Here is a 25,992-nt window from a genome sequence, read left to right as displayed (position 1 = left end):
AAACTACAGGTCTGCAAATCGGGGCAAAACGTATATCATAGGTGGTAATTGTTTCTTCCGATCAAGGCTGCACCTATGACCGCCTCATTTCGTATTCTTGCAGGCTTAGCGCTTGCTTCCGTTTCCAGTCACGCGCTGGCAGAAGATAATTTCACGCCGGGCGACCTGACTGACGAGCAAGCCAGCAAGAGATACGTAATGGATATCGGCGTTGCTGGATTTGTTAATCCAAAATATGACGGCGCCGATGAATACATCATCTACCCGTTGCCGTTGATTGCGTTCTCTAGATTTTATCTGCCGGGATTTGGTCAGGTGAAGGAAGGGGAAACGCAGGGTGTCTTTATCTACCCGTCCTTTGGCTTTGTAGGCGAACGTAATCCTTCAGATTCCAGATCTTTGGCTGGCACGAGCCGTGTGCCTTGGGCCGGTGAAGTTGGTCTTGGTGGTGGTTTCCGCCATGATTGGTTCCGTGCCTTTATTGAGGTCCGCCACGGCTTTAACGGTCACCGCGGATTTGTTGGTCGTGCCGGTATTGATGTGATCACTGAGGTTACTGATCGACTGACGTTTGTGTTTGGTCCGCGTGTTGATGCTGCGGATGGTTCTTACATGAACACATACTTCAGTGTTCCAGCTGGTGGGCCTTCCGGCCCTTATACCGCTGAAGGTGGTTTCAAGAGCATTGGTGGTGTTGTTCGTGCAAGTTATGCGCTTACCGACACAATTGGCCTGCACTTGCAGGGTGGATATGATCGTTTGATTGGTGAGGCTGCGGATAGCCCGATCACGCAGAACGACAATATGTGGTCCGTTGGTTTTGGCGCCACCTATCGCTTTGCCTGGGACATGTTCTAGAGCGATTAGCGCTTACAGATCGATTTATGAAAGAAGCCCGGATCCAGTTCCGGGCTTTTGTTTTTGCTGCTTGTGGTGAGTTTTCATCTAGCTAACTAAAAATAAAACACTGCTTGAAGTGAAGCTGGGTGTATATTCATGAAAATATAAGCATGCATGAAGTATTGATATTGAGAGTTGTATTACCCTATTATTGAAGTATCAGCTTTGTCGCCGTCGGTAATAATCCCCTTAGAATAACTTAATGAAAGACTCAGGTTAGGGCTCGTGTTAGTTCACGATGAGTATTGCGTTGAGTGAGGGGGCTTCAGTATGCGTACAATAATTACTATTTCTGGACTGCTGTTTATTTGCTTACTTCTTATGGTTCCAGCGAAGGCTTCGTCTTCCAAAGTGCTGGCCAAAATTGATATCTCCGAACAGACCATGCGGATTTTTGTCGATGGGAAGGTGCGCCATTCATGGCCAGTGTCGACTGCGCGGCGTGGGTACAGGACGCCCGTGGGAACCTTTAAGCCAACCCGGATGCACAAGCGTTATTTCTCTCGGAAATACAACGGTGCGCCGATGCCTTACTCAGTGTTCTTCTACAAGGGATATGCCATTCATGGGACGGATGTGGTCAAGCGTTTGGGAGCGCCTGCATCGCATGGCTGTGTTCGGTTGCACCCGAAAAATGCGAAGAGGCTGTTCAGTTTGATTCAGGCGAATGGGCCTTCAAACGCCAAGATTGTAATCGTGAAATAGTGAACACGCTTTACGTGCAACGCGGATCGTGGTGTGATATCCGTCGAATAAGGCCCTTTGCCCTTGCTAGAGCGAGGGTTCCTTACTAAATCAAGGGCTAAGAGATGTGCTTGAAGGCTTGTGAGCGGAAGAAGCAAGTCGGGTCGCAAACGCCTGCTTCTCCCGCCGTAGCGCTGAATACGCATAACTCAACAATCAGCGTGTCTTTCCTAACGCCAAAATCTTGCCAAAAGGTTGGCACGCTGATTTTTTTGAAAGAGTTTTTTAGGGATAAAACGATTTTTTTCGAATAGGCCTGTGTGTAGCGTGGATGCATTGGCCAAAGAAAAAGAGGGCTTTGAAAGAACGCTCAAAAACCCTCTCTATATTCTCTAAAGCTGATTACGCAGTACCTTGATATCAGCTGGTTATTTAAGAGCAAAAGCTGTGCCAGTTTTGCGAGAAATATTTGGCACAAGATCTGGGGTGACTGCGTCGTTTCCATCCAAAATGCAGGTTAATTTTACAGCTTGATTACCTTTGCCGCTTCGCAATTTGCAACGCGGTTTGGGAGTGTTAACCATTGCGTTTACGCTCAGTTAAACTCGTGATCGAGGCTGAGCGTGCTTTGTTTGCCGATATGGTCGTAGTTATCGTGAGCCCATTTTTTAGCTGCCTGCCTGCCGATGTCGTGGAGCAATTCCACAAATTCCCATTGTGGATTTAATTTTGATGAGGCACCAAACGGGGCTAAATCCTTTGTTGCTTCGATGCGATGCATAAACACGCGGGTGTATTGGTCCGTGTCCAGACGACCTTCCTGAATCAGTCGGGTCACAAACTCGATCGCACGCAGCTCGCGTAATAAGGTGGAGTTGAATGTGATCTCGTTCAGGCGCTCCGAGATTTCCTGGGCGGTGTGTGGCAGTTCGTTTCTTTCAACCGGATTGATCTGGATGAGCAGAACGTCCGTGTGTCCACCTTGCTTGAACAGAGGGAAGAGCGGTGGGTTGCCCATGAAACCACCATCCCAATATGCCTCGTCTCCAATTTCGACGGCCTGATACATGTGAGGCAGGGCAGAGGAGGCCATAACAGCGTCGAGTGTCAGCTCTTCATTAGCGAAGATTTTGATCTTACCTGTGCGCACATTGGTGGCGGCGACGTAGACGTCCACTTCTTTACAGCTACGAACACGTTCGAAGTTGATCTGCTGTTCGACGAGGTCTCGGAGCGGATTGTAGTTCATGGGATTGAGTTGGTACGGCGAGACAACACGTGAAGCGAGATCCCAGGCAAGATACATGGGGGAGTTGTCCAAGCTCCAGTTTCCCATGAACACATCCAGCGGGTTACGCTGGAACGGGCTGGTTTCACCCGCGGCGCTGACAGACTTCCAGAAGCGGGTGAGGGCTTTGCGAGCACCCTCCTGACCACCTTCTACGAGGCCATCTGCCATTACAACGGCGTTCATGGCTCCGGCGCTGGTGCCCGAAATGCCGATGATTTCCCAGTCTTCGTTTTCCAGGAGCCAATCCAGAACACCCCAGGTGAAGGCGCCATGGGCTCCTCCACCTTGTAAGGCCAGATTGATTTTCTTCCGTTCTTTCTTCGCAGTCTTCCGAGGCGTTGCCATATGGACCTCCGTGGGTCGCCAGATTAGAACAGCTGGGAAATCGTAGGTTTGGTTATTGAGCTGTCCAGCCACCATCGATTGGCAACAATGTGCCAGTGATTGAAGCTGCCGTATCAGAGCACAAGAACACGGCAAGACCAGCAACCTGATCTACTGTTACGAACTCTTTGGTTGGCTGAGCGGCCAGCAGGACTTCCTTTTTCACCTGCTCCTCAGTCATATTGCGTGCTTTCATAGTGTCTGGGATCTGCTTTTCGACGAGAGGGGTCCAGACATAGCCCGGGCAGATGGCATTCACTGTGATGTTGTTTTCTGCCACTTCCAGCGCAACTGTTTTGGTCAGACCTGCGATGCCGTGTTTGGCTGAGACGTAAGCTGCCTTGAACGGAGACGCGACGAGAGCATGTGCGGAGGCGGTGTTGATGATACGGCCCCAGCCTGCTTCGCGCATGTAAGGCACTGCCGTGCGGATGGTGTGGAATGCGGAAGACAGGTTGATCGCGATGATGGCGTCCCATTTTTCGACCGGGAAATGTTCAATCGCTTCAACGTGCTGAATACCTGCGTTGTTGACGAGAACATCGACAGAGCCAAGGGTTTTGTGGGCCTCGTGGATCATGGCGTGAATTTCGTCAGGTTTGGTCATATCTGCTGAAGAGTAAACGCATTTCACGCCGAAATCGGACTCGATACCTGCGCGCTCTTTCTCGATTGCGTCCGCGTCCCCAAAGCCGTTGATCATGATGTTGGCGCCTTGCTCCGCCATTGCACGGGCATAGGCAAGGCCGATGCCGGAAGTGGAGCCAGTGATTACAGCGGTTTTCCCTGAGAGCATTTTGAGTCTCCTGACCAAATGTATTGAAAAATGAGTTGGTGTGAGCTTGCGCCACTTTTTAGTCTGGTTGCATTAGCAAAAAGCATAGTTATCTAGCGTGCAGTGCAAAAAGGTCAGAAGTGACCGCCAATCTGTCTTTTGTCCTTAATGTAAGGTTAGAGATGCGTGCGTTGCGTCAAAAGCTCTCTGGCATTTTGTGTTTCCCAATGATGCTGAGGACCTAGCATCATTCTGAAGAGAGGTTTACTGTGAAATCTTGGGGAGCATGATGGTGTCTGAAGATGACATCAAACTGAGTTGAGAGTGCGCTAAAAAGTTGACAGGGCGGGCTGCATGCTGCACTTGCTTGCCTAAAGATTTATCCCAGTGGAATGATCATGACTAACAAGAGCCAAACCTATATTTCTTCCCCGTTTCCGCGCCGTCGTTCTGTGGCTGTCGACGTTGGCGGGGTGATTGTTGGCGGTGAAGCGCCTGTTGTTGTTCAGTCCATGACGAATACCGATACTGCAGACGTGGATTCCACTGTCGCGCAGGTGTCCGCATTGGCGCGTGCTGGCTCGGAGTTGGTGCGTATTACGGTTGACCGTGATGAAGCTGCTGCTGCTGTGCCGCGCATTAAAGAGCGTTTGCAGCGTATTGGCGTCAATGTTCCGCTGGTTGGTGACTTCCATTACATAGGGCACAAGCTACTCGCAGATCATCCTGATTGTGCTGAGGCGCTCGACAAGTACCGGATCAATCCGGGGAACGTTGGTTTCAAAACCAAGAAGGACAAGCAGTTCGGTCAGATCATCGAAATGGCGATGAAGCACGATAAGCCTGTGCGCATCGGCGTGAACTGGGGCTCCCTTGATCAGGAGCTGCTGACCCATCTGATGGACAAGAACCAGGAGGAAGGCTCTCCGCTGACTGCGCAGGAAGTGATGCGCGAAGCGATTTGCCAGTCTGGTTTGCTATCTGCTCAACGTGCTGAAGAGCTGGGACTTGGGCGAGACAAGATCATCTTGTCTGCGAAGGTATCTCAGGTTCAGGATCTAATTGCTGTTTACACCGATCTGGCACAGCGCTGTGATTATGCGCTTCACCTTGGCCTGACTGAAGCTGGCATGGGAACGAAGGGCATTGTGGCTTCATCTGCCTCCATGGGCATTCTGCTGCAGCAGGGCATTGGTGATACTATTCGTATTTCTTTGACGCCAGAGCCGGGTGGAGATCGTACCCGTGAGGTTCAGGTTTCTCAGGAATTGTTGCAGACTATGGGCTTCCGCAACTTTGTGCCGATTGTTGCGGCATGTCCAGGCTGTGGTCGTACAACTTCCACCGTCTTCCAGGAGTTGGCGCAGGACATTCAGGAGCATATTCGCGAGAGCATGCCGAAGTGGCGTGAGCAGTATCCGGGTGTTGAAGAGCTCAACGTTGCGGTTATGGGCTGTATCGTGAATGGTCCGGGTGAATCCAAGCACGCTGACATTGGTATTTCCCTGCCGGGTACGGGTGAAACACCTGCTGCACCTGTGTTTGTTGACGGTGTTAAAACTGTTACCCTGCGTGGGCCGAACATCGCTAATGAGTTTAAAGCGATGGTTCTGGATTATATCGAGAAGCGCTATGGTACCGGCGTTTCTTCAGAACACGAGATTTCCTAGATGTCGCTTGAGCGGTTTGTCAAAAAAGTAGAGCACAAAATCAGAGACAATGCCCCGAAGGAAAAACCTTCGGTTCTGGTGATCTCCTCGCAGGTCGTCAGTGGTTGTGTTGGCACGCGTAGCGCTGTGTTTGCACTGGAGCGCATGGGCTTTAATGTCTGGATGTTGCCTACTATTTTGCTGCCCTGGCATCCGGGACAAGGTGCAGGTGAGCGGATTTCTGCCAGTGAAGAAGCGTTTACGCAGATCGCCCAGCAGATTTGTGCCAGTGACCGGCTAAGCTCCGTTAAGGGTGTCATCTCTGGTTATATGGCAAACGTCGCTCAGGTCGCTGAGGTGGCGAAGATCGTGGAAGAGGTGAAGAGCCGCAACGATGATGCGGTTTATCTCTGCGATCCGGTGATCGGTGATAAGGGTGGGCTTTATGTTGCTGAGCCTATCGCTGAAGCTATTCGCGATCAGCTGTTGCCTTTGGCAGATGTTATTACGCCGAACCGCTATGAGCTTGCGTGGCTGAGTGGGTTTGGTACCGAGATGGAAAATGAAGCTGTTGCGGCAGCGCGTACGCTGCAAGTGGAGCGGACGATTGTGACGTCTTCTCCTGCGATCCGGCGTAATTCCATTTCCAACTTGTTGGTTGGCCCGCGCGGAAGTCTGGCGATTGAGCATGCAGAAGTGCAGGGCGCTCCGCATGGGACTGGCGATTTGCTGGCAGCGCTTTATCTGGCGCGCAGTTTGAGTGGCCAGAGTGATGAAGAGGCGCTGAAGAAAGCGACTGCTTCAACATTTGAGCTGGTTGCTCGCTCTGTAAAAGTCGGTTCGGACGATTTGCTTTATTCTGAGCATCAGGATCCACTGATCCAGCCTATGGCTTTGGTGAATAGTCGCCGCGTGGTTGAGGCGCCTGAGCGTGCCTGAGACAACTCAATCTACGCCAGCCTGTGTGGCTGGTGTTGATGGTTGCAAAGCCGGGTGGATTGCTGTTTTCCGGTGGGTTGGTTCTGACAGACCTTCTGAAGTGAAAATCTTCCCGCATTTTGCTGATTTGCTGGCTTCAGAGTTTAAGCCTCAAAAGATAGCAGTCGATATGCCGATTGGACTGCCTGGGCAGATTGGCAGTGTTGGGCGTGGACCGGAGAAGGCGGTTCGTCCACTTCTTGGGATGCGGCAGTCGACGGTGTTTTCCATTCCCGCACGAGCTGCGATTTACTGCGAAGATTATCGCGAGGCATGTTCAGCTGCCTTGGCGCATTCCACACCGCCGAAGAAGGTCTCCAAACAGGCATTCCATATCTTTCCGAAAATCCGCGAGATTGATCAGCTGATGACACCTGAGCTGGAAGAGCGGGTGTTTGAGGTTCATCCCGAGGTGGCCTTCTGGCGTTTGAACGGTCAGGAACCGATTGCGATCCCTAAGAAGGTCAAGGGGAGCAGCTATCCTGCGGGCTTAGATGCACGGCGGGACTTGCTTGTGCAGTATGACTATACCGCCAGCTTTCTGGATCAGAAGCCACCTAAAGGGGTTGCGCGGGATGATCTTATGGATGCTGCTGTTAATGCAGTGATTGCAGAGCGGTTGTTGACTGGGCAAGCGGAGCCATTTCCCACTGACTTCGGGCGTGATGAGCGCGGGTTGCGGATGGCCATCTGGGCTTAAGTTTCGTCGGGTTCCCGGCTTGCGAGGACATCGAGGCGCGGTTCTTTACCAACGCGTTTGAAGCTCTTGAAACCTTGTTCCTCCAACAGGTTTTTGAGCATGTTGGGATCAGCCCACCGAACATCTCTTTCATAGAAGATTGCCTGAACTTGCGGGAAGAAGTTCGTCTTGATGAGTTCTTTGACGACGGTTTCTTCGTGGCCTTCTGCGTTCAGCTTAACCACCACATCAACGTCATCTGTCACCATCTCATTGAGTTGCTGCGCTGATACGGTTTCGATCTCCTCTGTTTTGTCAGAGGAGTGCACTGTGCTTTGGCTGAGTGAGGCGCCGCCGCTGTGGGTTTTGCTGAGGAAGATCCGAGCTTGTCCGGCATGGTCAGATACGGCTGCCTGCACTGCCTTAATGCGAGAGGTGGCAAGGTTGAGTTCGATGTTCTGTTCCAACAGCTGAAACGTGGTGGCAACAGGTTCAAAGGCTAAGACTTGCTGGCATTTGGTGTTTTGAGCGGCAAGCAGGCTGAAGAGGCCCTGATTGGCACCGATGTCCAGCATGATGAAAGGCTTTTCGTAGTCTACCAAATAGCTGGAGAGGAATGTGCCGTAACCGCCTTCGCAGCACATGCGGAAGGTTGCATCGAAGACGTTGGGGGTGAGTTCAACGCCATATCTGGTCAGGATGCCGGAGGAGAGGCCAAGCCGGACACCCCACGACATGGGGATGTACTTGATGTAATAGCCCAGAAGACCGCGCAGGTGGCGGCGTTCGTTGATGTACTCTTTGCTGTGGTACTTGCCAAAGAAGGTTTTTGAGCCTGGCATCTGCCTAACCTGACTTGTTGATCTTCATTGAGATCAGCGTACATGAGCCAGGCTAGGTTTCGATTAACGCCGCGTCACAATTGCGGTTTGATGCGTGGGGCAGGGGCTGCCGGGAACGGATCCTTGACCTCTGCAACAACCTTGTTCTCTTCACCAATACGGCTATTTGAGAACAGGGATGTGAAGTAGTTGAAGGCACGCTCTGTTTCAGATGCTTTCTTTGGAGCCGGGGATGGCTCTTCTGCTGCAAGTGCCAGAACTTTTGCGGCTTCAACATTCACAGGTGTTGCATTTGGTGCTTCTGCCTTTGCAACATCGGTTGTGGAGGTGCCACCAAAGAATGCTGCAATCTTCTCTTTGCGGCGTTTGCTGTTTTCCATTGCGATCTGGATTTCAGCTGTCTCACGCGCGTCTCTGGCCTGCTTTTCAGCAACTGCGACTGCGATGTGTTCAGGCACTGTGTAAGTCGGGCAGGCTGCGCGGGAATTGAACTTGGTGCCACGACGGTCTGCTTTCGCGTTGAAGACATACTTCTTATCGCAGACTTCAATGGCTGGTGGGCGTTTCGTGACCTCAAAGTGGTCGTAACCACGTTTCAACATGCGCCAGAACTCGTAGTGCTCGGAACTTGCGTTCTTTGCCATGTTTTCTGGTGTCATGCGGAACGGGAATGCCTGCACCTGAAACTTTCTCTGACCACCCAGGAAGCTGTCGCGGCCAAGAGCGTAGATATCGGCGATTTGCTCATCAGTCATGGCGTAACAGCCACGAGAAGAGCAGGCACCATGGACCATCAGGTTTGAGCCAGTGCGATCGTGTGCGCGGTCAAACTTGTTTGGGAAGCCAAGGTTGAATGACAGATAGTAAGAAGAGAACGGGTTCATCAGGCCCGGAGTGACTTCATAGAAGCCTTCAGGGGCCTGTCGGTCACCTTCTTTGAATTTCGGGCCGAGTTTACCAGACCATTTGCAGATATCGAATGTTTCAAGCAGTGCATACTCGCCAGATTTGGTCTGCTTCCAGACTTCCAGCTCGGACTCTTGCTTGAACAGTCGCACCATGATTGGAGACTTGAGCTCCATGTCCTTGGACTTCATGCGGTTGGAAAGGCTTTTGCTGACAGGCTGCTGGTGCTTTTCAGCGCCAAACTCTGTTCCCTGACAAGCGGCTAGCGTTAGTGCCAGCGCAAGCGCTGCGGCGCGCTTTACGTTCTTGCCAGACTCTCCCTGAAACACTTTAATCATGTGCTTGACCCACCATGCTGGGGCTAGTTTGCCCGAACCCCAATCTCGACTCTACACTTAGACTATCTGGGTTAAGGTTGATCGAATCTTACCACAGATCATTCTCTCTGAGATTGAGGGGTATTCCCCAAGATGCACTTTCCCCCGAGTTTGATTGGATCAAACAAAAAAGGCATCAGATGTATATCTGATGCCTTTTATAAAAAATTTAGTGGATACCCACAATAAATCGTAGGTTCGAATCAGCCGAGTTCACGACCTATGCGTAAGAACTTCTCCCGACGCTGCTTCTTAAGGTCGTCTGCAGACTGACCAGCCATCTTGCTCAGGGCGTTCTCAATGCTGGATCCTGCGCGATCGATAACGATCTCTTTTGCGCGGTGTGCACCACCGATTGGTTCCTTGATGATCTCGTCGATGATGCGGAAGCCGGAGAGGTCTTCTGCGGTGATCTTCATGTTGGTGGCTGCGTCCTGTGCCCGGGTGCTGTCGCGCCACAGAATGGATGCGCCTGCTTCCGGAGAAATCACAGAGTAGATGGAGTGTTCCAGCATTGCCACGTGGTTGGTGGTGGCGATTGCGATCGCGCCGCCGGAGCCGCCTTCACCGATGACGATGGAGATGTTTGGAACGCCAAGGCCGAGACACATATCGGTAGAGCGAGCAATTGCTTCTGCCTGGCCGCGCTCTTCAGCGCCGATGCCTGGGTATGCACCTGCGGTGTCTACGAAAGAGACAACAGGGATGTTGAAGCGATCAGCCAGTTCCATGATACGGACGGCTTTGCGGTAACCTTCCGGACGAGCCATGCCGAAGTTGTGCTTCAGGCGGCTTTCGGTGTCGTTACCTTTTTCTTGGCCAAGAATTGCAACGGACTGACCGCGGAAGCGACCAAAGCCTGCAATAATTGCGCAATCCTCGGAGAATTTGCGGTCACCAGCAAGAGGTGTGAAGTCTGTGATCAGAGCGTTGATGTAGTCCAGTGAATGTGGACGGTCTGGGTGGCGGGCCACCAGAGTTTTCTGCCAAGGCGTCAAGCGAGAGTAGATGTCGCTGAGTGCCTGATCTGCTTTTTCCTGGAGACGGGCAATCTCGTCTTCCACATCAACCGCTTCCCCACCTTCAGCCAGGATCTTCAATTCCTGTACTTTGCCTTCAAGGTCAGCAACTGGTTTTTCGAATTCGAGGTAACTGCGCATATTGGATATTCACTCGTAACAATCAGCGGGCTTGACCCGCCGACTAAAAGGCGTTGGACCGCGCTATAATTTTGGCGCGACACTGGCGACAGCTGGGTCATCTGTCAAGGCTTTGCAGCACAAATGTGGGTGTTTGAACCCCTTCAAACAAGAAGATCTTGGATTAAAGTGCAAATCCTAGCGGGAAGCTGTTTTTTTGCGGAGTCCTGACGTTTGCGGCATGTTCAGCTTTGAAGCCTCCAGAACGAGTGTGCCCGTCGCAGTTGGAATAGAGACCTTATAAGGAATGAGAACGCGGGTGTTTCCAATCGGCGCCAGCCATGTCTCAATATTGGCGTTGTTGGCCAGATACTGAACAGACTTTCTTTCCGGGCGGTGTCCGGCAATTGGCTCCCAGCGTGCAGAGCAGACAACGACAGGGCCGTTGTATCCGTTGCCTGAGACCTCACGTACTTCCTTGAACTTCATATTGATGTTGAAGCGTGCCCAGCCATCATAGATTGGCAGTTTGCGATTACATACTGATGGATCAAGCACTTTAGAGCGGGACGGCGCGCGAACGATCGCTGCGCTCAATGGGTCCATCGCATTGAGTTTGTGCTGGCCGGTAACCTTAACGCGGGTCTTGGAAGGTTTGTACTTCGGAGTGACCTGAGTAGTGCGGACGTGACCAGAGCCCTGACCGAGATTTACATAGAAGTCTCGGTTAGATGCGTGGGAGGCCATGGTGTAGGTGCTTGGCAGAATTTTGCCGCCCTTCATCCAGCCTGTGGCCTGCGCTCCACCTTTGCCTGTGGAGAAGAGAGTTCCGATGCCTGCTGGCTCCATGCCGACTTTTGCGGAGTAGGCGTTGTCTCTGAGGATGAGTGAGAAAGACCCTTTTCCCACAGTGAAACCTGCATAAGAAATATTGTAGACACCGCCGAGGCGTTCTGTTTTCCCCAAAGCAGCTGTGGATAGTGTGCCAAATGAAAGTGCTGCGACGGCTATTACGCTCGATTTGCCTGCAAAACTGCAAATCTTAGAAACTGATACTCGCACGATACTGTACCTCCGCAGCCGCAGACATTGGCGCCTGACAGCCTGAGAACTCAGGAAACTGAACAAAAAATTCAAAGTCATTGAAATATGAAACTACCTAAACATGGTAACACGGTGGTTAAGAGATGTGAGTTTGTTCGAGTTTTGATTGAAATATGGGCTTCGAACAGGCAAATAGGCAGCAAAGCCTTGACGAATTCTGCTGTACTAATTATAGCAAGCCAACTTTTCCGTACAGGGCCGGAGGTGGTTCCGCGTGACTATGTCGTCCGCGACCTGCCGGTTTTAACAGAATGCGCCCAAAAATGAGGGCGCCTACAAATTAAAAGGGTGACCCTCATGGCACGCCGCTGCGAACTTACCGGTAAAGACGTGATGACCGGCAACAACGTGTCTCACGCAAACAACAAGAGCCGTCGTCGGTTCTTGCCAAACCTCTGCAACGTTTCTCTGATGAGCGATACTCTCGGCGAAACCTACAAGCTGCGCATCTCTGCACACGCTCTTCGTTCTGTTGAGCACCGTGGTGGTCTGGACGCATTCTTGATGAAAGCTGCAGAAGCTGAGCTTTCTCCAAAAGCACGTCTGCTGCGCACCGAAATCAAGCGTCGTCAGGCAGCTGCTTAATCACATCATTCTTGAAAGGGATTGAGCGTGACTAAGTCGAATACTGCTCGACCACTGGCTCTTGCCATTATGGCAATGACCGCAGTGGTCGTCGCTTCGAACTACCTCGTTCAATTTCCTGTTCAGGGAATGCTCGGGGCTGTTAATCTGGCAGACCTGCTTACATGGGGTGCTTTCACATATCCGGTGGCATTCCTTGTAACTGATTTGATTAACCGACAGTTTGGTCCTGCTGCTGCGCGCAAAGTCGTGTATGCGGGCTTCGCTGTTGCTGTTGCTCTCTCTATCGTTCTGGCAACACCGCGCATTGCAATTGCATCAGGAAGTGCATTCCTGATTGCTCAGTTGCTTGACGTGACTGTGTTCCATCGTCTTCGTGATGGTCGCTGGTGGAAGGCTCCTGTAGTCTCTTCCACGCTTGGCACTATGCTAGATACCGCGCTGTTCTTTAGCCTTGCTTTTGCTACACAGTTTGCGTTTCTGGGTTATCACGATGCGTTTGCGGTTGAGGTCGCGCCATTGTTTGGTGTGTTCGCTCTGGAAGTTCCTCGTTGGGTTTCCTGGGCAGTTGGCGACTTCAGCGTGAAGATCCTCGTAGCGATGAGCATGCTTGTTCCTTACCGCATCGCTTTGGGAGTAATCGGCGCGGTACCTGCTCCGCAGCGCGGATAAGCTGATCGTTTTAAAAGAATTTAAGAAGGCATCGGATTGGTTCCGGTGCCTTTTTTGTTTTCAGGGGGGCATTCAAGCCAACTTACCTTGGCTTGGACTTGGGCTTAGGAACGATCTTCGCTTCTTTGGGCGCGCGTTCAAACGGTTCTCTGAAAGGGTCATTGTCTGTCAGAACAAAGCGCAGCAGGACTGTGCGTTGCAGGAATGATCTGTTGTCATCTGACATGAGGGAGAGAACAGTTTCTCCGAAGGCGTTCTTGTGAACGCTCAGAGCCTCCATGTTGTCAATCTGATAGCTGAAATCAGCGGTCAGGAGCGTCTTTCCTGTATGGAGGTGGTTCGGCCTCAGGTTAGAGCCATCCAGTTGCCTGATGCGCATCCCAAGGCCTTCTGAGAGGTTGAACAGGCGCTCAAGGATCAACAGGTCGCCGTTGGGCAGGAATGCTGCGTCCGTGACATCGTAGTTGCCTTGCTTTTTAATCCAGAACTTGCCTTCCTTAGGGCCGCCGATGATCCATGCGGGTCTGTGGTGATCCAGCGACTTTCCACGTTCAGCGATGGTGATAATCGATCCTGATAAAGGAGAGTTTGGCGGGCCAACTGCGACGGACTCAAGGCTTTTGTTTCTGGCAAGGCCTCTGATCTCTTTCGGGATCAGCAGATGTTTCGCGCGCTCTTCGCCTGTTTTCAGGTTCAGAGGATACGTCATGATGCCGCCCTTGCCTTCGTGACTAACGAAGATGCGAGGTGCGCTGGCGGAGCCGCCAATGCTCAGGCCTTCTGTATCAGCTCTGGAGGTCTTTTTGAGTTTTCTGCCCTTGCTGTCCAGCAAAGTAGCTGTTTCAGCGTTGAGGAGCTTTATAGGCTTTCCTCGGGATGATTGTGAGAGCTGGCCACGCAGCCAGTGCCCACGATCAGACACAGCGATGATGTCTGTACCGTTGTTGAGTGTCAGTAGGCCGGAGTAGCCGCCAAAACGTCCATTGGAGCTGCTCAGCTCAAGCCCGCCCAGAAACAGGAGAGGGCCGTATTGCTCTGATTGGCCACCGGAGAACTTGAAGCGTTTGATCTCCTTGGAGCGGATTTTCATTGGCTGAAAACCGCTTTGCTGGGCTTCACTCTCGCTAAAAGGCAAAGAAGCAGCGGCTGCAGTTGTTGCTGCGGCCGCTGCTCCTGTCAAAAATATACGTCGAGATAGCTTCATCGGCGTCCGCGACGTCTGCCGTGATCTTGGCTGCTGTGCTCATCGAACAGGTCAGCAAGCTGATCTGTCATTGCGCCTGCCAGCTCTTCAGCGTCCACGATTGTGACTGCACGTTTGTAATAGCGGGTCACGTCGTGGCCAATGCCGATTGCGATCAGTTCGACTGGAGATCTGTTTTCAATCTCGGCGATCACATTGCGCAGGTGCTTTTCCAGATAGTTGCCTGGGTTCACAGAGAGTGTGCAGTCATCTACCGGTGCGCCGTCTGAGATCATCATCAGGATACGGCGACGTTCCGGACGTGCAAGCAAACGCTTGTGTGCCCAATCCAGAGCTTCACCGTCGATGTTTTCCTTCAGAAGGCCCTCGCGCATCATCAGGCCCAGATTGCGCTTGGCGCGGCGCCAAGGAGCATCTGCGGACTTGTAGATGATGTGGCGCAGGTCGTTCAAGCGGCCCGGGTTGGATGGTTTGCCATCCTTGAGCCAAGCCTCACGGGACTGACCACCTTTCCATGCCTTCGTGGTGAAGCCAAGGATCTCCACTTTCACACCGCAACGTTCCAGTGTACGCGCCAGAATATCTGCGCACGTGGCTGCAACGGTGATCGGGCGACCACGCATGGAACCGGAGTTATCCAGCACCAGTGTCACCACGGTATCACGGAACTCGGTGTCATTTTCCCATTTGAACGCAAGTGGTTGCAATGGGTCGATCACGACGCGATGGAGACGGGCACTGTCGATGATGCCTTCTTCCAGATCGAAGTCCCAGGACCGGCTCTGCTGCGCCATGAGCTTACGCTGCAGGCGGTTTGCCAGACGTGAGACAGCACCAGACAAGGATGCCAGCTGCTTATCTAGGAAACCACGGAGACGATCCAGCTCTTCCTGATCGCAGAGATCTTCGGCGGCGATGATTTCATCGAATGCCTGTGTGAAGACGCGGTACTCGTCAGCAGAAGGCTGGTTGGAGAACGGATGATCCCGGCGTTCCTGTTCGCCCGGCTCTTCAGCCTGATCGGACATATCCTCTTCGGAAATGTCCTGCATCTCGCTGTCGACGCCTTCGGTTTCGCCGCTTTCCTGCTCTTCGCCGGAAAGCTCCATCTCTTCAGGGGCGCCTTCCTGATCACCCTGATCTTCCTGCATGTCACCGGACGTATCGGAGCGATCTTCCTGATCCTGCTGGCTTTCGTCGTTGTTCTCGTCGTCGTCCTCTGGCTCTTCGCCGAGCTCATCGGCCATGTCGAGGGAAGTGAGGAGATCGCGCATCTGCTTGGCAAATGCGATCTGATCATCCATGCGAGTAACGAGTTTGTTTAGCTCGTGATCCGCCTTTTCCTCAACGAACGGACGCCAGAGATCGACCATACGCTGAGCGCTTTTCGGCACCTCGCGTCCTGTCAGGCGTTCGCGCACCAGCAGAGCGATCGCATCCTGCATCGGCGCTTCGTCTTTGGCGGTGATTTCAGCGAAGTTGCCTTTGAAGTAGCGATCTTCGAGCATGGCGTCGATGTTGTCGCCAGCGCCCGGCATGCGGACAGCGCCAAGAGCTTCAACGCGTGCCTGCTCGACTGCGTTAAAGATGGCGCGTGCGTTTTCGCCCTGAGGGACGTGCTTGGAGTGCACTGCCGGATCGTGACAAGCAAGGCGCAACGCCATGGAATCGCCGAGACCACGGGTGATCGCGACTTCTTCCTTTGTCATCGTACGGGATGGCTCCGGCAGGCGTACGCGCCCGCTGGTCATGCCCGGTTTATCCGGTGAGAAAACAACCTCCAGCTCAGGTTCGCCTGCGATGGCTCTGACTGTAGAGCCCATCGCTTGCTTGAATGGCTGGCTGGCAGGTTTGTTCTTACTAGAGGAGTTGCTGGTACCTGCCATATAACTCCCCTTAGCTCATGACGATGTTTGCCGCTGATTCAGGAAGGTCTTCCCCGAAACAACGCTGGTAGAACTCAGAAACCAGCGCTTGCTCGGTATCGTCACACTTGTTCAGGAAGGTCAGGCGGAAGGCAAAGCCGATATCGCCAAAGATTTCAGCGTTTTCTGACCATGTGATCACTGTACGCGGGCTCATCACGGTAGACAGTTCCCCGTTGATGAAGGCGCTGCGGGTCATGTCTGCCACGCGGACCATCTTGGAAACGATGGAACGGCCTTCTGCGCCGCTGTAGTGCGGAGACTTCGCCAGAACGATCTCTACCTCGTTGTCGTGAGGCAGGTAGTTCAGGGTGGTCACGATAGACCAGCGGTCCATCTGGCCCTGGTTGATCTGCTGTGTACCGTGGTAGAGGCCGGATGTATCGCCAAGGCCGACAGTGTTTGCTGTTGCGAACAGGCGGAAAGCTGGGTGAGGGTGGATCACACGGTTCTGGTCGAGAAGGGTCAAACGACCGGAAACCTCAAGAACGCGCTGGATCACGAACATCACGTCCGGGCGGCCTGCATCGTATTCGTCGAAGACGAGAGCAACGTTGTTCTGCAGCGCCCATGGCAGGATGCCGTCTTTGAACTCGGTTACGGTGTGGCCGTCTTTTACGACGATGGCGTCTTTACCAACCAGGTCGATACGAGAGACATGGCTATCGAGGTTTACGCGCACACAAGGCCAGTTAAGGCGGGCAGCGACCTGCTCGATGTGGGTTGATTTACCAGTACCGTGGTAACCGGAGACCATCACGCGACGGTTTCTTGCGAAACCTGCCAGAATTGCGAGAGTTGTCGCTTTATCAAAGAGGTAGTCCGGATCAACTTCAGGGACGTGCTCATTTGGTTCAGCGAATGCTTTCACTTCCATGTCGCTGTCGATGCCAAAGACTTCACGTACAGAAATAGTTTCGGTCGGCAGGGTTTGAGCGGTCTGCATCGTATCTATCATTTTTCCTCCGCGGCCCCACGTCGAAATCGGGGTAATGAAAATCTAGAAAATCATAAGAGATCTGGGAACTAGTCGAACGGATGACCTAGCAGTAACCGGATTTCTTGAGCACGTTGTAGGCCTGAATAATCTCGCGTAGGCGGTCTTCCGAGGAGCGGTCTCCGCCGTTGGCATCAGGGTGATGAATCTTTACCAGCTCTTTATAGCGGGTTTTTATCTCGGCGCCACGGGCAGTTACCCTAAGGTTCAAAGTTTCAAATGACCTTTTCTCAAGTGCCAGCACCTTACGTTGCGGCTCTTGTGGTTGGCGGCGGCCTCCGGCGGCTCCGGCAAAGAAGTCGTGCGGGTCGTTGACGTTGTCTCCACCAATGCTGGAACGGCTGCCATCGCGGGCGTTGGCGGCGTCTGCTTTGGAGTTAACACCCATTTTCCAGGTTGGACGGTGTCCGGTCATGCCCTCGCGCTGATACTGGCGAACGCTGTCGTCATCCATTCCAGAAAAGTAATTATATGATTTGTTGTAGGCCTTTACGTGGTCTACGCAGAAGTGAAAGTATTGGCCTTCCCGGTCGCGACCTTTCGGTGCTTTGTGGGTGCCAGGCTTGTTACAGCCGTCCCATTCGCACTTAGGCCCGTCGGTGTTCTGAGTGCGGTCTTTATTTGACTTAACGCGAATGCTGTCGAAAATGGAGGAAGTTTGCTTCATTTTTCGGTTTTCAGTTGCCTTGCGATTGGAACAGCACCTGCTTTAAAGCAGGTAGCCGGTATAAATAGAAAAAAGTGACCCTGTTAGGCAAGGCCTTGACGACGGTTTCCTTCGTGAGAGATACAGAAAACATGAGCACAAGAGACATCATGATCACTAAACTGGAAGCCGCGTTCAAGCCGCAGCTTCTTGAAGTCACCGACGAATCCGAGAGTCACCGCGGCCATGGCGGCTGGCGCGAAGGGGGACAAACCCACTTCCGGATCAAGATCATATCCACAGCCTTTGAGGGTATGTCCCGCGTCGCTATGCATCGTGCAGTAAACGATTGCGTGGCTGAGGAGATCGCCGGAGGCATTCATGCGCTCGCCATTGAGGCCAAATCTCACTAAGTCATATTTGGTATATTGGCGGCACTAAATCAATGCGGCAAATGGCTAGTACGTTGTAGACATTAGCCTTTCACGCGTTTGCGTTGTTATGTGCGTTGATTTGAGCGCTTTGCGTTATTTCTGCGTTTTTTATTGAACCGCAGAGACAGAAATGGGCCCCGCAGGGCCCATTTTATTTGGATGCTTTCTTCGCGTCCTGAAGTGGGTTGAGCGCCATCATGCGCAGGCGCGTGATACGGTTCTTTTCCCGGCTCAGAACTGTGAAGCGGAAGCCGTGGAAGGTGAAGATCTGACGCTCTTCAGGGATCATCTTGGCTTCGTGAATAACCAGACCAGCGATTGTGGTTGCTTCATCGTCTGGAAGGTTCCAGTCGGTTGCGCGGTTGAGATCTCGAATCGGGACTGAGCCTTCGACGATGACGGAACCGTCTGCCTGAGGCTTGAGGCCTGGCAGTTCGATGTCGTGTTCATCTGCGATTTCACCGACGATCTCTTCCAGAATGTCTTCCAGCGTGACCAGGCCCATCACTTCACCGTACTCGTCTACCACGAGAGCGAAGTGAGTTTTGCGCTTCAGGAAGGCGTTGAGCTGGTTCTGAAGGCTGGTGGTGTCCGGTACGAACCACAGCGGGCTCATGACCTTGTCCAACTCAAACCGCGCCATGTCGCCTTTGAGGTTTGCGATTGCGCGCAGAACGTCTTTGGCGTGGAGCAAGCCGACCATGTTGTCCGGATCATCGCGCCACAGCGGGATACGGGTGAACGGGCTGGCCAGCACTTCTTCCACCAGCTCTTCCGGTGGCAGGTCAGCGTTGAGCGCGAACAGCTTGGTGCGGTGAACCATGACGTCGGAGACTTCAAGTTCCGCCAGATCCAGCAGGCCACCGATACGGTCTTTGTCCGCTTTGATCAGTCCGCCTTCTTTGTGCTGAAGGTCCAGCGTGCCGCGCAGCTCTTCATGAGCGGACAGCACTGCGGTGGACTCATCAATGCGAATGCCGAAAATGCGCAGAACGAGGCGAACAATCACCTCGATTGCAGCAACAATCGGACCGAAGACAACGACCAGAACACGCACGACCGGAGCCACGTTGAGTGCGAATTTTTCTGCGTTGGCGATGGCCCATGTTTTTGGCAGCACTTCTGAAAAGATCAGAACCATCAGGGTCATGACCAATGTGGCGTAAGCTACACCTGCGTCACCGAAGAGTTTCAGGAACAGGGAGGTTGCCAGTGCGGAGGCCAGAATATTGACCAGGTTGTTGCCAAGCAGCAGAGCGCCGATGAGGCGCTCTCTGAACTCGATCAGTCCTGCAACAATGGACGCTCTTTTATTCCCGGATTTGACCAGCGCATGCATGCGTGCGCGTGATGCAGCTGTCAGGGCCGTTTCCGACCCGGAAAAAAAGCCCGATAGGACGAGCAAAATTGCAATTGCGACAACGGAAGCCCAAAAAGCGTAGTCCGTCATTTGCCGAGTTTCTCCTCAAGAAACGCGCGGAGGGGTTCCGCGCTTACAGTTTTATCGACATAGGAAGTGCCGATCCCTTTTGTAAGGATAAAAGTGAGCTGACCGCGACTTACTTTTTTGTCCTGTGCGATTAGGTCCATAAAAGTATCAATTGGCGGTAACTGCCCAGGGATTTGATCAATGCGGGTTGGCAGGCCAACAGCTTCCATGTGCGCGATGACACGTTTGGTGTCTTCTGCCGGGCACAGGCCAAGCTGCTCAGAAAACTCATGGGCCAGTACCATGCCGATGGAAACGCCTTCTCCGTGCACCAGTCGTTCAGTCTCATAGGCGACAGCACCTTCCAGCGAGTGGCCGAAGGTGTGGCCGAGATTGAGCAGTGCCCGGTTGCCGGATTCCAGTTCGTCCGCTGCAACAACAGCTGCTTTGGCACGGCAGGAATGTGCGACTGCCTGATCTCGCTCAGGCCCACCAGAGAAGATGCCTTCCCAGTTGTTCTCCAGCCATTCGAAGAACTCCGGATCATTGATCAGGCCGTATTTGGCCACTTCTGCGTAGCCTGCGCGGAAATCACGTGGGCTCAGAGTATCCAGAACGGACGTGTCCGCCAGCACCAGAGCGGGCTGGTGGAAGACGCCAAGCAGGTTTTTGCCATGGCGGGAGTTGATGCCGGTTTTGCCGCCAACGGAGCTGTCGACCTGCGCGAGCAGGGTGGTTGGGATCTGCACAAACTTCATGCCACGGCGGACAACGCCGGAGACGAAGCCGGAGAGATCGCCCACAACACCGCCGCCTAAGGCGACAACGGCATCGCCGCGCTCAAGACGCAGAGCGAGGATGTCATCACAGAGGCGCTCGAAGATTTCGAAGCGTTTGGTTTTTTCACCCGCTGGTACAACAAGAGTGCTGTACTCAACACCTGCCGCCTGAAAGCTTTCTTCCAGCGTTTTGAGGTGGAGCTTCTTTACGGTCTCATCCGTGATGATGACTGTTTTGGAGCCGGGGAGGCGATTGGAGATTTCTTCTCCGGCGCGTTCAAGCAGATTGCGGCCAATGAGGATTGGATAGCTACGGTCGCCGAGTTCAACATTGACGACTGTGGCTTTATTCTCTTCTGTCACTTTCCAACCTCATTATTATCGGATGCCTCATTGGTCAGAGGCGGTAGTCCTTTTTCCAGAGCGATCAGGATTTCTTCCATCACAGCTTCATGGGTCACATCGCGTGACCAGATTGTCATGTCCGCTTCTTCGTAGATCGGATAGCGCTCATCCATCAGCTTTTGCATGGTTGCCTCAGGATCCGCGGTTTGCAGCAATGGCCGGGTTGGGCGCTTGCGCACGCGGGTCATGATGACAGGCAGCTCGGCCTTCATCCAGATGGAGATGCCCTTTTCTTTGATGCGGGAGCGTGTTTCTTCATTGATGAAGGCACCGCCACCTGTTGCGAGGACTTGTGGCCCTTCGTCCAGCAGACGGGCGATGACACGCTTTTCACCTTGCCGAAAATAGCTTTCACCGTGTTCAGCGAATATCTCTGAGATAGAACGATCTGCCGCTTTTTCAATCTCTGTATCTGCATCAACGAAGTTGAGAGAGAGATATTGTGCCAGACGGCGCCCCACGGTGGATTTGCCACATCCCATAATGCCAACAAGTACAATCGGCTTATTGCCCAGGCGCTTCAAAATATTCTGCTGCCGTTGACGTTTTTTGTCTGACTTTGTGTCGTTTGCAGTCACGCCACGCCCTCGCCGATTCATCTACTCTTACTTACGCTTTGACATTATCACACAGTGTCCTGTCAAGGTTCTAGGCTAAGTGTGTTTGATAGGATTTAACGGCTACTTTTCTACAGAATGTGCGGGGTGTGGGCCATGCACTGAGAGGATATCGCGAAATAGGCGGTACACGAAGTGCCTTTGGGTTGAACCTGTACAGTGAAACGGTCTATTTTTGATTGTAAAGTATACTGCTACACCCCACCTCTTTCGGGGTGACTTGAAGCATGAGAGTGAAATGCTTCAAAACCTTATCGTGTCGCGTAGCTTTATCCGAAAATCGGCGACCACTTTTCGGAGATGCGCGGTCAAGTTATACGGGAGCATCCGGTTCTGCCATGCCAACATTGACGCGATTGCTGTCTATCATAGGTTTGATCGTTACGGGCGCTGTGCTGAGCATGTACCTGCTCGTCAGCTATGTTGAGCCGGAGCCACGCGAAATCATTGTTGAAATTCAAAAGGAAGGCTTCGAATAGGCTTTTTATGCGTCGAACTCTTGAGACTGAACGCTTTTTTGAAATGCTAAGCGTTGAGCGCGTCAGTGCGTTCAACACGCTGGAAAGCTACCGAACCGATCTGGAAGATTTTGATAGTTTCCTGACAACGCAAGGTGTTGATCTGCTGGCTGTGCAGGTGACGGATGTGCGTGCCTACCTCTCTGATCTGACAGATCGTGGGTTTGCAGCGTCCTCTCAGGCGCGTCGTCTTTCTGCTCTGCGCCAGTTCTATCAGTTCTGTTATGCAGAGGATATTCGGGATGATGATCCGACGCGAACCGTTGCTTCTCCGCGAAAAGCCTCGGCTTTGCCGAATGTTCTGAGTGAGGAAGAGGTGGATCGGCTGATTGGTAAGGCTGAAGAGTTAGCTAATATCACGCATGATAGTGACGCTAAGCAGATCAGAGCTGCGCGCATCTACACTTTGCTGGAAGTTCTTTACGCCACAGGGCTTCGTGTTTCGGAGCTTGTTTCTCTGCCAGTTTCTGCTGCGATCCGTGATAGTCGTTTGATCACCGTGAAAGGCAAGGGTGGGAAGGAGCGTGCTGTTCCGCTGTCGCCCCGGGCGCAATCTGCCATGGTTGAGTATGTGCGTTTGCGTGCTGCGGTTGGTGCGTATGCGGACAGTGTGTGGCTGTTTCCGTCCCATGGTGAGAGCGGGCATTTTACGCGGCAGGCGTTTGGGCGTGATCTGAAGGCGCTTGCGTTGGAAGCGGACATTGACCGCAACAAGGTTTCTCCGCACGTGCTGCGCCATGCCTTTGCGTCGCATCTGTTGCAGAACGGTGCTGACCTTCGCGTGGTGCAACAACTGCTCGGCCACGCAGACATCTCCACCACCCAGATCTACACCCACGTCCTAGAAGAGCGCTTGCAAAAGCTGGTAGAAGATCACCACCCGCTGGCGTGAGTACGTCAGTGAACACGCGCGTGTAGCGTTGGTTGAAAGCTGCTGAAATTTTTGGGAAGAGAAGAGTGGTGCCCCTGGCCAGACTCGAACTGGCACTTCCGAAGAAATCGGATTTTGAATCCGACGCGTCTACCAGTTCCGCCACAGGGGCAACGGTTGGTAAGGGCGAAATATATCGAGATAGGGTATGGCGTCAATATTTTGATTCAGCTAACCACAGCATTTGTGTTCCTGTAATCATATATATTTACGGGGGATAAAAAGGGCGAGGCCACATTTCCAGCCATATTACTGTGATTGCTGCTGTTGATTGGGGTAGGAGTCCAGCGTGGGGCCGTTATTGAATGTTACCGCACGGTGAAATGAACTGTATTCTTCGATTGAATGATTGATTGTTTGGAGCACTGCTGACTTATGCTGCGTCGCCTTTATGACTGGACCCTTTCTCTTGCTGCCGGACCGCGTGCCCCTCATGCGCTGAGCGCAGTTGCTTTTGCTGAGAGCTCTGTCTTTCCACTGCCGCCGGATCTGCTGCTTATTCCGATGTGTGTGAGCAAGCGTCAGCGGGCATGGTTTTATGCCGGGCTGTGCACTATTGCTTCCGTGCTGGGTGGTTTGCTGGGCTATCTGATTGGTGCCGTGCTGTTTGAGGAAGTGGCTAAGCCCATCCTCGCGTTCTACGGTTACATGGATAAGTTCGACCAGTTTGCGCAGATCTTTGATGACTGGGGCTGGTGGTTTGTGTTTATCGCTGGTTTGACGCCATTTCCGTACAAAGTAATTACTATTGCGAGTGGCGTTTTTGCTCTGAATCTTCCAGTGTTCATCGTGGCGAGCATCATCTCGCGCGGTATCCGCTTCTTTGTGGTTGCAGGACTGCTGTACCTGTTTGGCCCGGCTATTCGGGATTTCATCGAGAAGCGGCTTGCGCTGGTGTTCACTGTGTTTGTGGTGCTGCTGCTGGGTGGCTTCGCTCTGATAAAGTTTATCTAGGCCGCTGGCGTTTTTGTGAGACGCAACAGCCGCCTTGTTCGTTGTGATCGTGCGGGTTTGCCGGAGACAGAGGGTTTCCGGAATCTCGCCGGAGAGGTTAACTGGAAATGCTAGGACGCTTTTTTGCGCTGCTTCTGAAAGACCCGCTCACCTCTGGTGCTGCGCTGGTGACACTGGGAAGTGCCACTGCATTGGCAACTGCATGGGGTTTTGAGCTTATTGGCGGCTTCAAGCCATGCCCGCTGTGTCTCATTCAGCGTAACCCTTATTACGCTGGTCTGGTGCTGGGTATTCTGGCGCTGATCTTCACCCGTACCGAGAAGCTGCGTTGGGTTTCCGTGCTGGCGCTGCTGGGGGCTACTGGTGGCTTCCTGTATGGCGGCGGTGTTGGCTTCTACCAGGCTGGCGCGGAGTGGGAACTTTGGCTTGGCCCGAATGACTGTGCCGCTGGCGGCAGCATGGAGCTGGGATCTGCTGCGAACATGCTGCAGAGCCTTGCAACCACCAAAGTGGTGAGCTGCTCTGTTGCTCAGTTCCGCATCTTCGGCCTGTCGTTTGCTGGCCTGAACGTGATCTACGCGACTGCCATGAGCATCATTGCCGTGTGCGGTTTGGTGCTGCCACGCAAGCAGTAAGCTTCAGCGTTCTGATGATATGAAAAAAGCCCGGGGCTCTACGCAACCCCGGGCTTTTTTGTAGGTCTCAAAGGAGAAAGGCTTAGCCTTCTTCTTTACCGTAGCGCTCGATGCTTTCTACGATGAGGCGCTTTGCCTCTTCAGCACCGTGAATGCCGGTGATCTTCACCCACTTGTTCGGCTCCAGATCTTTGTAGTGCTCGAAGAAGTGCTCGATCTGCTTGATGGTGATTTCAGGCAGGTCTTCGATGGTGTGTACGGACTCGTAACGGCGGGTCAGCTTGCTGCTTGGGACAGCAATGATCTTTTCATCCTGGCCGGACTCGTCTTCCATGATCAGAACGCCGATCGGACGGCAGCTCATGACAGCGCCTGGAACGATTGGACGCTGGTTCACAACAACAACGTCGATTGGGTCGCCATCACCGCACAGGGTGTGTGGAACGAAGCCGTAGTTGCCTGGGTAACGCATAGGGGTGTAGAGGAAGCGATCGACGTACATTGCGCCGGATTCTTTTTCCATCTCGTATTTGATCGGCTCACCGCCAACCGGAACTTCAATAATTACATTGATGTCCTCAGGCGGGTTCTTACCGACGGGAATACGATCGATACGCATTTATGTATACTCCAATTTCATTTGCTGCCTGTATTACAGGGGCACCGGCGTCTTGCAAGATATATTTCGCTGTTGAGCTTGCGTAATTCGTCCAAGTAATTTCTGACGAATAACTCTGGGATAAGTGGGTGCTTAATGTTGAAGAATTTTCAGTTCCTCATTGTTGCCATGACCGGAATTTTTATGTGCAGTCAGGCTTGGGCTGAGAGTGTTTATTCCACCCTTGATTTGAACGAGACCTGCGAGCTTCAGGAAGTGCCCTCTGATACTGTGGAAGGCTCTGCCGTGTGGATGTGTCAGGGGTATAACGGTATCCCCGTGTATGTGGCTGAAGGCGACCTGCGGTTCTTCGTCAGTTTTGGTGATACGGCGCAGGACGAGCCCGCGGCCACGCAGGGCCTGAGCCCGTGGAACCGGCTCGGCACCACTATCGAGTGGGTGCTGGAGGGCGGCGAGCCTGTGGCGACCATTTTGCGGTGGCATACGGACATTCCGGCGGATGTTGCTGGTGCTGAAAAAGCGGATGCGGATGGGTTTTATCGCGGGCAGGTGCTGGTGATCACGCAGCTGGGGCAGGGCAAGACTTGCCACATCGGCTATGTGGATGCGCGCTCTGCCAAGGATGCGAACAAGCTGGCGCGCGATGCTGCCGGGCTTCTGGCGGGCATATGGGATTGTACAAGCCAGCCGAAACTACTTGGAGGTGGTGGTCTTTCTCTCGGCCTCACTGATTAAGACCCAGCGATTTCTCGCAGCAATAAGTTGTAGGGGGAAGCGGTTCGGTTCTCCTTCAGCACTGTGACGAGTGGGTCAATGGGGGGTAGGGGTGAGAGTCATCACCACAGCTCCACAGAACCGAACCTGCTTGGGCAACAACGATAATTTGGCTGGCATTCATGGCTCCTCAATGACCCAATTGGGGCGAAATAGAGAA

At 53.0% G+C, this 25,992-nt stretch carries 27 protein-coding genes and 1 tRNA gene; 13 read left to right on the top strand and 15 right to left on the bottom strand.

Annotation, left to right across the window (positions count from 1 at the left end):
• Positions 1 to 75 precede the first annotated feature (75 nt).
• Positions 76 to 858, top strand: a complete 783-nt coding sequence (locus PSE_RS00435; RefSeq protein ID WP_014283067.1) for a MipA/OmpV family protein — start codon at positions 76 to 78, stop codon at positions 856 to 858.
• 312 nt (positions 859 to 1,170) lie between these two features.
• Positions 1,171 to 1,605 carry a L,D-transpeptidase gene (locus PSE_RS00430; protein ID WP_041767748.1) on the top strand — a complete coding sequence of 145 codons (435 nt, stop codon included), beginning with the start codon at positions 1,171 to 1,173 and terminating at the stop codon, positions 1,603 to 1,605.
• Between the two features lie 574 nt (positions 1,606 to 2,179).
• On the opposite strand, the gene PSE_RS00425 is transcribed toward PSE_RS00430, so the two are convergent.
• Both PSE_RS00425 and PSE_RS00420 read right to left on the bottom strand, forming a co-directional pair.
• Complete coding sequence (locus PSE_RS00425; protein ID WP_014283064.1) at positions 2,180 to 3,220, bottom strand: patatin-like phospholipase family protein; 1,041 nt, start codon at positions 3,218 to 3,220, stop codon at positions 2,180 to 2,182.
• A gap of 52 nt (positions 3,221 to 3,272) precedes the next feature.
• Positions 3,273 to 4,055, bottom strand: a complete 783-nt coding sequence (locus PSE_RS00420) for a 3-hydroxybutyrate dehydrogenase (RefSeq protein ID WP_014283063.1) — start codon at positions 4,053 to 4,055, stop codon at positions 3,273 to 3,275.
• Between the two features lie 371 nt (positions 4,056 to 4,426).
• On the opposite strand from PSE_RS00420, the gene ispG reads away from it, so the two are divergent.
• From ispG to PSE_RS00405, 3 genes are read left to right on the top strand one after another with little or no spacing between them, the layout of a single operon-like run.
• Positions 4,427 to 5,704, top strand: a complete 1,278-nt coding sequence (gene ispG / locus PSE_RS00415) for a flavodoxin-dependent (E)-4-hydroxy-3-methylbut-2-enyl-diphosphate synthase (protein ID WP_014283062.1) — start codon at positions 4,427 to 4,429, stop codon at positions 5,702 to 5,704.
• On the top strand, positions 5,705 to 6,622 hold the full coding sequence (pdxY, locus tag PSE_RS00410; RefSeq protein WP_014283061.1) for a pyridoxal kinase: 918 nt from the start codon (positions 5,705 to 5,707) through the stop codon (positions 6,620 to 6,622).
• Entirely contained in the window at positions 6,615 to 7,361 is a 747-nt protein-coding gene (locus PSE_RS00405; RefSeq protein ID WP_014283060.1) for a DUF429 domain-containing protein, read from the top strand. The genes pdxY and PSE_RS00405 overlap by 8 nt, the downstream gene beginning before the upstream one ends.
• On the opposite strand, the gene PSE_RS00400 is transcribed toward PSE_RS00405, so the two are convergent.
• The 4 genes from PSE_RS00400 to PSE_RS00385 form a co-directional block, all read right to left on the bottom strand.
• On the bottom strand, positions 7,358 to 8,182 hold the full coding sequence (locus PSE_RS00400) for an FkbM family methyltransferase (RefSeq protein WP_014283059.1): 825 nt from the start codon (positions 8,180 to 8,182) through the stop codon (positions 7,358 to 7,360). The two genes, PSE_RS00405 and PSE_RS00400, sit on opposite strands and share 4 nt — an antisense overlap.
• A gap of 74 nt (positions 8,183 to 8,256) precedes the next feature.
• Positions 8,257 to 9,426 (bottom strand): murein L,D-transpeptidase family protein, encoded by a 1,170-nt coding sequence (locus tag PSE_RS00395; protein ID WP_014283058.1) that lies wholly within the window; start codon positions 9,424 to 9,426, stop codon positions 8,257 to 8,259.
• 242 nt (positions 9,427 to 9,668) lie between these two features.
• Entirely contained in the window at positions 9,669 to 10,625 is a 957-nt protein-coding gene (locus PSE_RS00390; RefSeq protein ID WP_008550517.1) for an acetyl-CoA carboxylase carboxyltransferase subunit alpha, read from the bottom strand.
• Between the two features lie 177 nt (positions 10,626 to 10,802).
• Positions 10,803 to 11,666 carry a DUF3108 domain-containing protein gene (locus PSE_RS00385; RefSeq protein WP_083841532.1) on the bottom strand — a complete coding sequence of 288 codons (864 nt, stop codon included), beginning with the start codon at positions 11,664 to 11,666 and terminating at the stop codon, positions 10,803 to 10,805.
• 339 nt (positions 11,667 to 12,005) lie between these two features.
• Here PSE_RS00385 and rpmB point away from each other — a divergent pair, with 339 nt between their 5' ends.
• Complete coding sequence (gene rpmB, locus PSE_RS00380) at positions 12,006 to 12,293, top strand: 50S ribosomal protein L28 (protein WP_008550259.1); 288 nt, start codon at positions 12,006 to 12,008, stop codon at positions 12,291 to 12,293.
• A gap of 69 nt (positions 12,294 to 12,362) precedes the next feature.
• Complete coding sequence (locus PSE_RS00375; RefSeq protein WP_008550233.1) at positions 12,363 to 12,965, top strand: VUT family protein; 603 nt, start codon at positions 12,363 to 12,365, stop codon at positions 12,963 to 12,965.
• An 82-nt stretch (positions 12,966 to 13,047) separates the two neighbouring features.
• Here PSE_RS00375 and PSE_RS00370 read toward each other — a convergent pair whose 3' ends face one another.
• The 4 genes from PSE_RS00370 to PSE_RS00355 all read right to left on the bottom strand — a co-directional run bounded on the left by PSE_RS00370 (position 13,048) and on the right by PSE_RS00355 (position 17,758).
• Entirely contained in the window at positions 13,048 to 14,145 is a 1,098-nt protein-coding gene (locus PSE_RS00370; RefSeq protein WP_014283054.1) for an esterase-like activity of phytase family protein, read from the bottom strand.
• Positions 14,146 to 14,165: 20 nt separating this feature from the next.
• Positions 14,166 to 16,055 (bottom strand): cobaltochelatase subunit CobT, encoded by a 1,890-nt coding sequence (gene cobT, locus PSE_RS00365; protein ID WP_008550628.1) that lies wholly within the window; start codon positions 16,053 to 16,055, stop codon positions 14,166 to 14,168.
• A gap of 10 nt (positions 16,056 to 16,065) precedes the next feature.
• Entirely contained in the window at positions 16,066 to 17,052 is a 987-nt protein-coding gene (gene cobS / locus PSE_RS00360) for a cobaltochelatase subunit CobS (protein WP_041767744.1), read from the bottom strand.
• Between the two features lie 85 nt (positions 17,053 to 17,137).
• A complete protein-coding gene (locus PSE_RS00355) occupies positions 17,138 to 17,758 on the bottom strand; it encodes a J domain-containing protein (RefSeq protein ID WP_014283052.1) in 621 nt (206 codons plus the stop codon).
• A gap of 131 nt (positions 17,759 to 17,889) precedes the next feature.
• On the opposite strand from PSE_RS00355, the gene PSE_RS00350 reads away from it, so the two are divergent.
• Positions 17,890 to 18,150, top strand: coding sequence for a BolA family transcriptional regulator (locus PSE_RS00350; RefSeq protein ID WP_041767743.1), 261 nt, complete (start codon positions 17,890 to 17,892; stop codon positions 18,148 to 18,150).
• 172 nt (positions 18,151 to 18,322) lie between these two features.
• On the opposite strand, the gene PSE_RS00345 is transcribed toward PSE_RS00350, so the two are convergent.
• The 3 genes from PSE_RS00345 to PSE_RS00335 are packed head-to-tail and all read right to left on the bottom strand — an operon-like array spanning position 18,323 to position 21,362.
• Positions 18,323 to 19,621 (bottom strand): HlyC/CorC family transporter, encoded by a 1,299-nt coding sequence (locus tag PSE_RS00345; RefSeq protein WP_014283050.1) that lies wholly within the window; start codon positions 19,619 to 19,621, stop codon positions 18,323 to 18,325.
• Positions 19,618 to 20,742: a 3-dehydroquinate synthase gene (gene aroB, locus PSE_RS00340; protein ID WP_014283049.1), complete on the bottom strand. Its 1,125-nt coding sequence runs from the start codon at positions 20,740 to 20,742 to the stop codon at positions 19,618 to 19,620. Before aroB ends, PSE_RS00345 begins: the two co-directional genes overlap by 4 nt.
• A complete protein-coding gene (locus PSE_RS00335; protein WP_014283048.1) occupies positions 20,739 to 21,362 on the bottom strand; it encodes a shikimate kinase in 624 nt (207 codons plus the stop codon). The genes aroB and PSE_RS00335 overlap by 4 nt, the downstream gene beginning before the upstream one ends.
• A 377-nt stretch (positions 21,363 to 21,739) precedes the next feature.
• On the opposite strand from PSE_RS00335, the gene PSE_RS27355 reads away from it, so the two are divergent.
• Together PSE_RS27355 and PSE_RS00330 are read left to right on the top strand one after the other, a co-directional pair.
• Positions 21,740 to 21,880, top strand: a complete 141-nt coding sequence (locus PSE_RS27355) for a hypothetical protein (protein WP_008550317.1) — start codon at positions 21,740 to 21,742, stop codon at positions 21,878 to 21,880.
• Between the two features lie 7 nt (positions 21,881 to 21,887).
• On the top strand, positions 21,888 to 22,811 hold the full coding sequence (locus PSE_RS00330) for a site-specific tyrosine recombinase XerD (RefSeq protein ID WP_014283046.1): 924 nt from the start codon (positions 21,888 to 21,890) through the stop codon (positions 22,809 to 22,811).
• 66 nt (positions 22,812 to 22,877) lie between these two features.
• Here PSE_RS00330 and PSE_RS00325 read toward each other — a convergent pair.
• Positions 22,878 to 22,962: transfer RNA gene (locus tag PSE_RS00325), tRNA-Leu, on the bottom strand.
• Between the two features lie 263 nt (positions 22,963 to 23,225).
• Between PSE_RS00325 and PSE_RS00320 the strand changes: the two genes are divergently transcribed.
• Both PSE_RS00320 and PSE_RS00315 read left to right on the top strand, forming a co-directional pair.
• Positions 23,226 to 23,804, top strand: a complete 579-nt coding sequence (locus PSE_RS00320; protein WP_014283044.1) for a YqaA family protein — start codon at positions 23,226 to 23,228, stop codon at positions 23,802 to 23,804.
• Positions 23,805 to 23,911: 107 nt separating this feature from the next.
• Positions 23,912 to 24,439: a disulfide bond formation protein B gene (locus tag PSE_RS00315; protein WP_008550367.1), complete on the top strand. Its 528-nt coding sequence runs from the start codon at positions 23,912 to 23,914 to the stop codon at positions 24,437 to 24,439.
• Positions 24,440 to 24,521: 82 nt separating this feature from the next.
• Here the strand turns inward: PSE_RS00315 and ppa are convergent, their stop codons facing one another.
• The gene (ppa, locus tag PSE_RS00310) at positions 24,522 to 25,058 is read right to left on the bottom strand and encodes an inorganic diphosphatase (RefSeq protein WP_008550487.1); all 537 of its coding nucleotides are present in this window, start codon (positions 25,056 to 25,058) and stop codon (positions 24,522 to 24,524) included.
• A gap of 135 nt (positions 25,059 to 25,193) precedes the next feature.
• On the opposite strand from ppa, the gene PSE_RS00305 reads away from it, so the two are divergent.
• Complete coding sequence (locus PSE_RS00305; RefSeq protein WP_014283043.1) at positions 25,194 to 25,793, top strand: hypothetical protein; 600 nt, start codon at positions 25,194 to 25,196, stop codon at positions 25,791 to 25,793.
• Positions 25,794 to 25,992: the final 199 nt, after the last annotated feature.

This window comes from Pseudovibrio sp. FO-BEG1, from assembly GCF_000236645.1.
Lineage (GTDB): Bacteria > Pseudomonadota > Alphaproteobacteria > Rhizobiales > Stappiaceae > Pseudovibrio.
Note: the sequence above shows the minus strand (reverse complement) of the source record. Positions and strands in the feature narration are given on the sequence as shown.

Coding starts and splice junctions, on each gene's coding strand:
- PSE_RS27355 (WP_008550317.1), top strand. CDS start 21,740: ATGCCAACATTGACGCGATTGCTGTCTATCATAGGTTTGATCGTTACG.
- cobS (WP_041767744.1), bottom strand. CDS start 17,052: ATGATAGATACGATGCAGACCGCTCAAACCCTGCCGACCGAAACTATT.
- PSE_RS00430 (WP_041767748.1), top strand. CDS start 1,171: ATGCGTACAATAATTACTATTTCTGGACTGCTGTTTATTTGCTTACTT.
- PSE_RS00420 (WP_014283063.1), bottom strand. CDS start 4,055: ATGCTCTCAGGGAAAACCGCTGTAATCACTGGCTCCACTTCCGGCATC.
- PSE_RS00435 (WP_014283067.1), top strand. CDS start 76: ATGACCGCCTCATTTCGTATTCTTGCAGGCTTAGCGCTTGCTTCCGTT.
- cobT (WP_008550628.1), bottom strand. CDS start 16,055: ATGGCAGGTACCAGCAACTCCTCTAGTAAGAACAAACCTGCCAGCCAG.
- PSE_RS00400 (WP_014283059.1), bottom strand. CDS start 8,182: ATGCCAGGCTCAAAAACCTTCTTTGGCAAGTACCACAGCAAAGAGTAC.
- ispG (WP_014283062.1), top strand. CDS start 4,427: ATGATCATGACTAACAAGAGCCAAACCTATATTTCTTCCCCGTTTCCG.
- PSE_RS00425 (WP_014283064.1), bottom strand. CDS start 3,220: ATGGCAACGCCTCGGAAGACTGCGAAGAAAGAACGGAAGAAAATCAAT.
- rpmB (WP_008550259.1), top strand. CDS start 12,006: ATGGCACGCCGCTGCGAACTTACCGGTAAAGACGTGATGACCGGCAAC.
- PSE_RS00390 (WP_008550517.1), bottom strand. CDS start 10,625: ATGCGCAGTTACCTCGAATTCGAAAAACCAGTTGCTGACCTTGAAGGC.
- PSE_RS00355 (WP_014283052.1), bottom strand. CDS start 17,758: ATGAAGCAAACTTCCTCCATTTTCGACAGCATTCGCGTTAAGTCAAAT.
- PSE_RS00395 (WP_014283058.1), bottom strand. CDS start 9,426: ATGATTAAAGTGTTTCAGGGAGAGTCTGGCAAGAACGTAAAGCGCGCC.
- ppa (WP_008550487.1), bottom strand. CDS start 25,058: ATGCGTATCGATCGTATTCCCGTCGGTAAGAACCCGCCTGAGGACATC.
- PSE_RS00330 (WP_014283046.1), top strand. CDS start 21,888: ATGCGTCGAACTCTTGAGACTGAACGCTTTTTTGAAATGCTAAGCGTT.
- pdxY (WP_014283061.1), top strand. CDS start 5,705: ATGTCGCTTGAGCGGTTTGTCAAAAAAGTAGAGCACAAAATCAGAGAC.
- PSE_RS00345 (WP_014283050.1), bottom strand. CDS start 19,621: ATGACGGACTACGCTTTTTGGGCTTCCGTTGTCGCAATTGCAATTTTG.
- PSE_RS00350 (WP_041767743.1), top strand. CDS start 17,890: ATGAGCACAAGAGACATCATGATCACTAAACTGGAAGCCGCGTTCAAG.
- PSE_RS00320 (WP_014283044.1), top strand. CDS start 23,226: ATGCTGCGTCGCCTTTATGACTGGACCCTTTCTCTTGCTGCCGGACCG.
- PSE_RS00375 (WP_008550233.1), top strand. CDS start 12,363: ATGGCAATGACCGCAGTGGTCGTCGCTTCGAACTACCTCGTTCAATTT.
- PSE_RS00305 (WP_014283043.1), top strand. CDS start 25,194: ATGTTGAAGAATTTTCAGTTCCTCATTGTTGCCATGACCGGAATTTTT.
- PSE_RS00315 (WP_008550367.1), top strand. CDS start 23,912: ATGCTAGGACGCTTTTTTGCGCTGCTTCTGAAAGACCCGCTCACCTCT.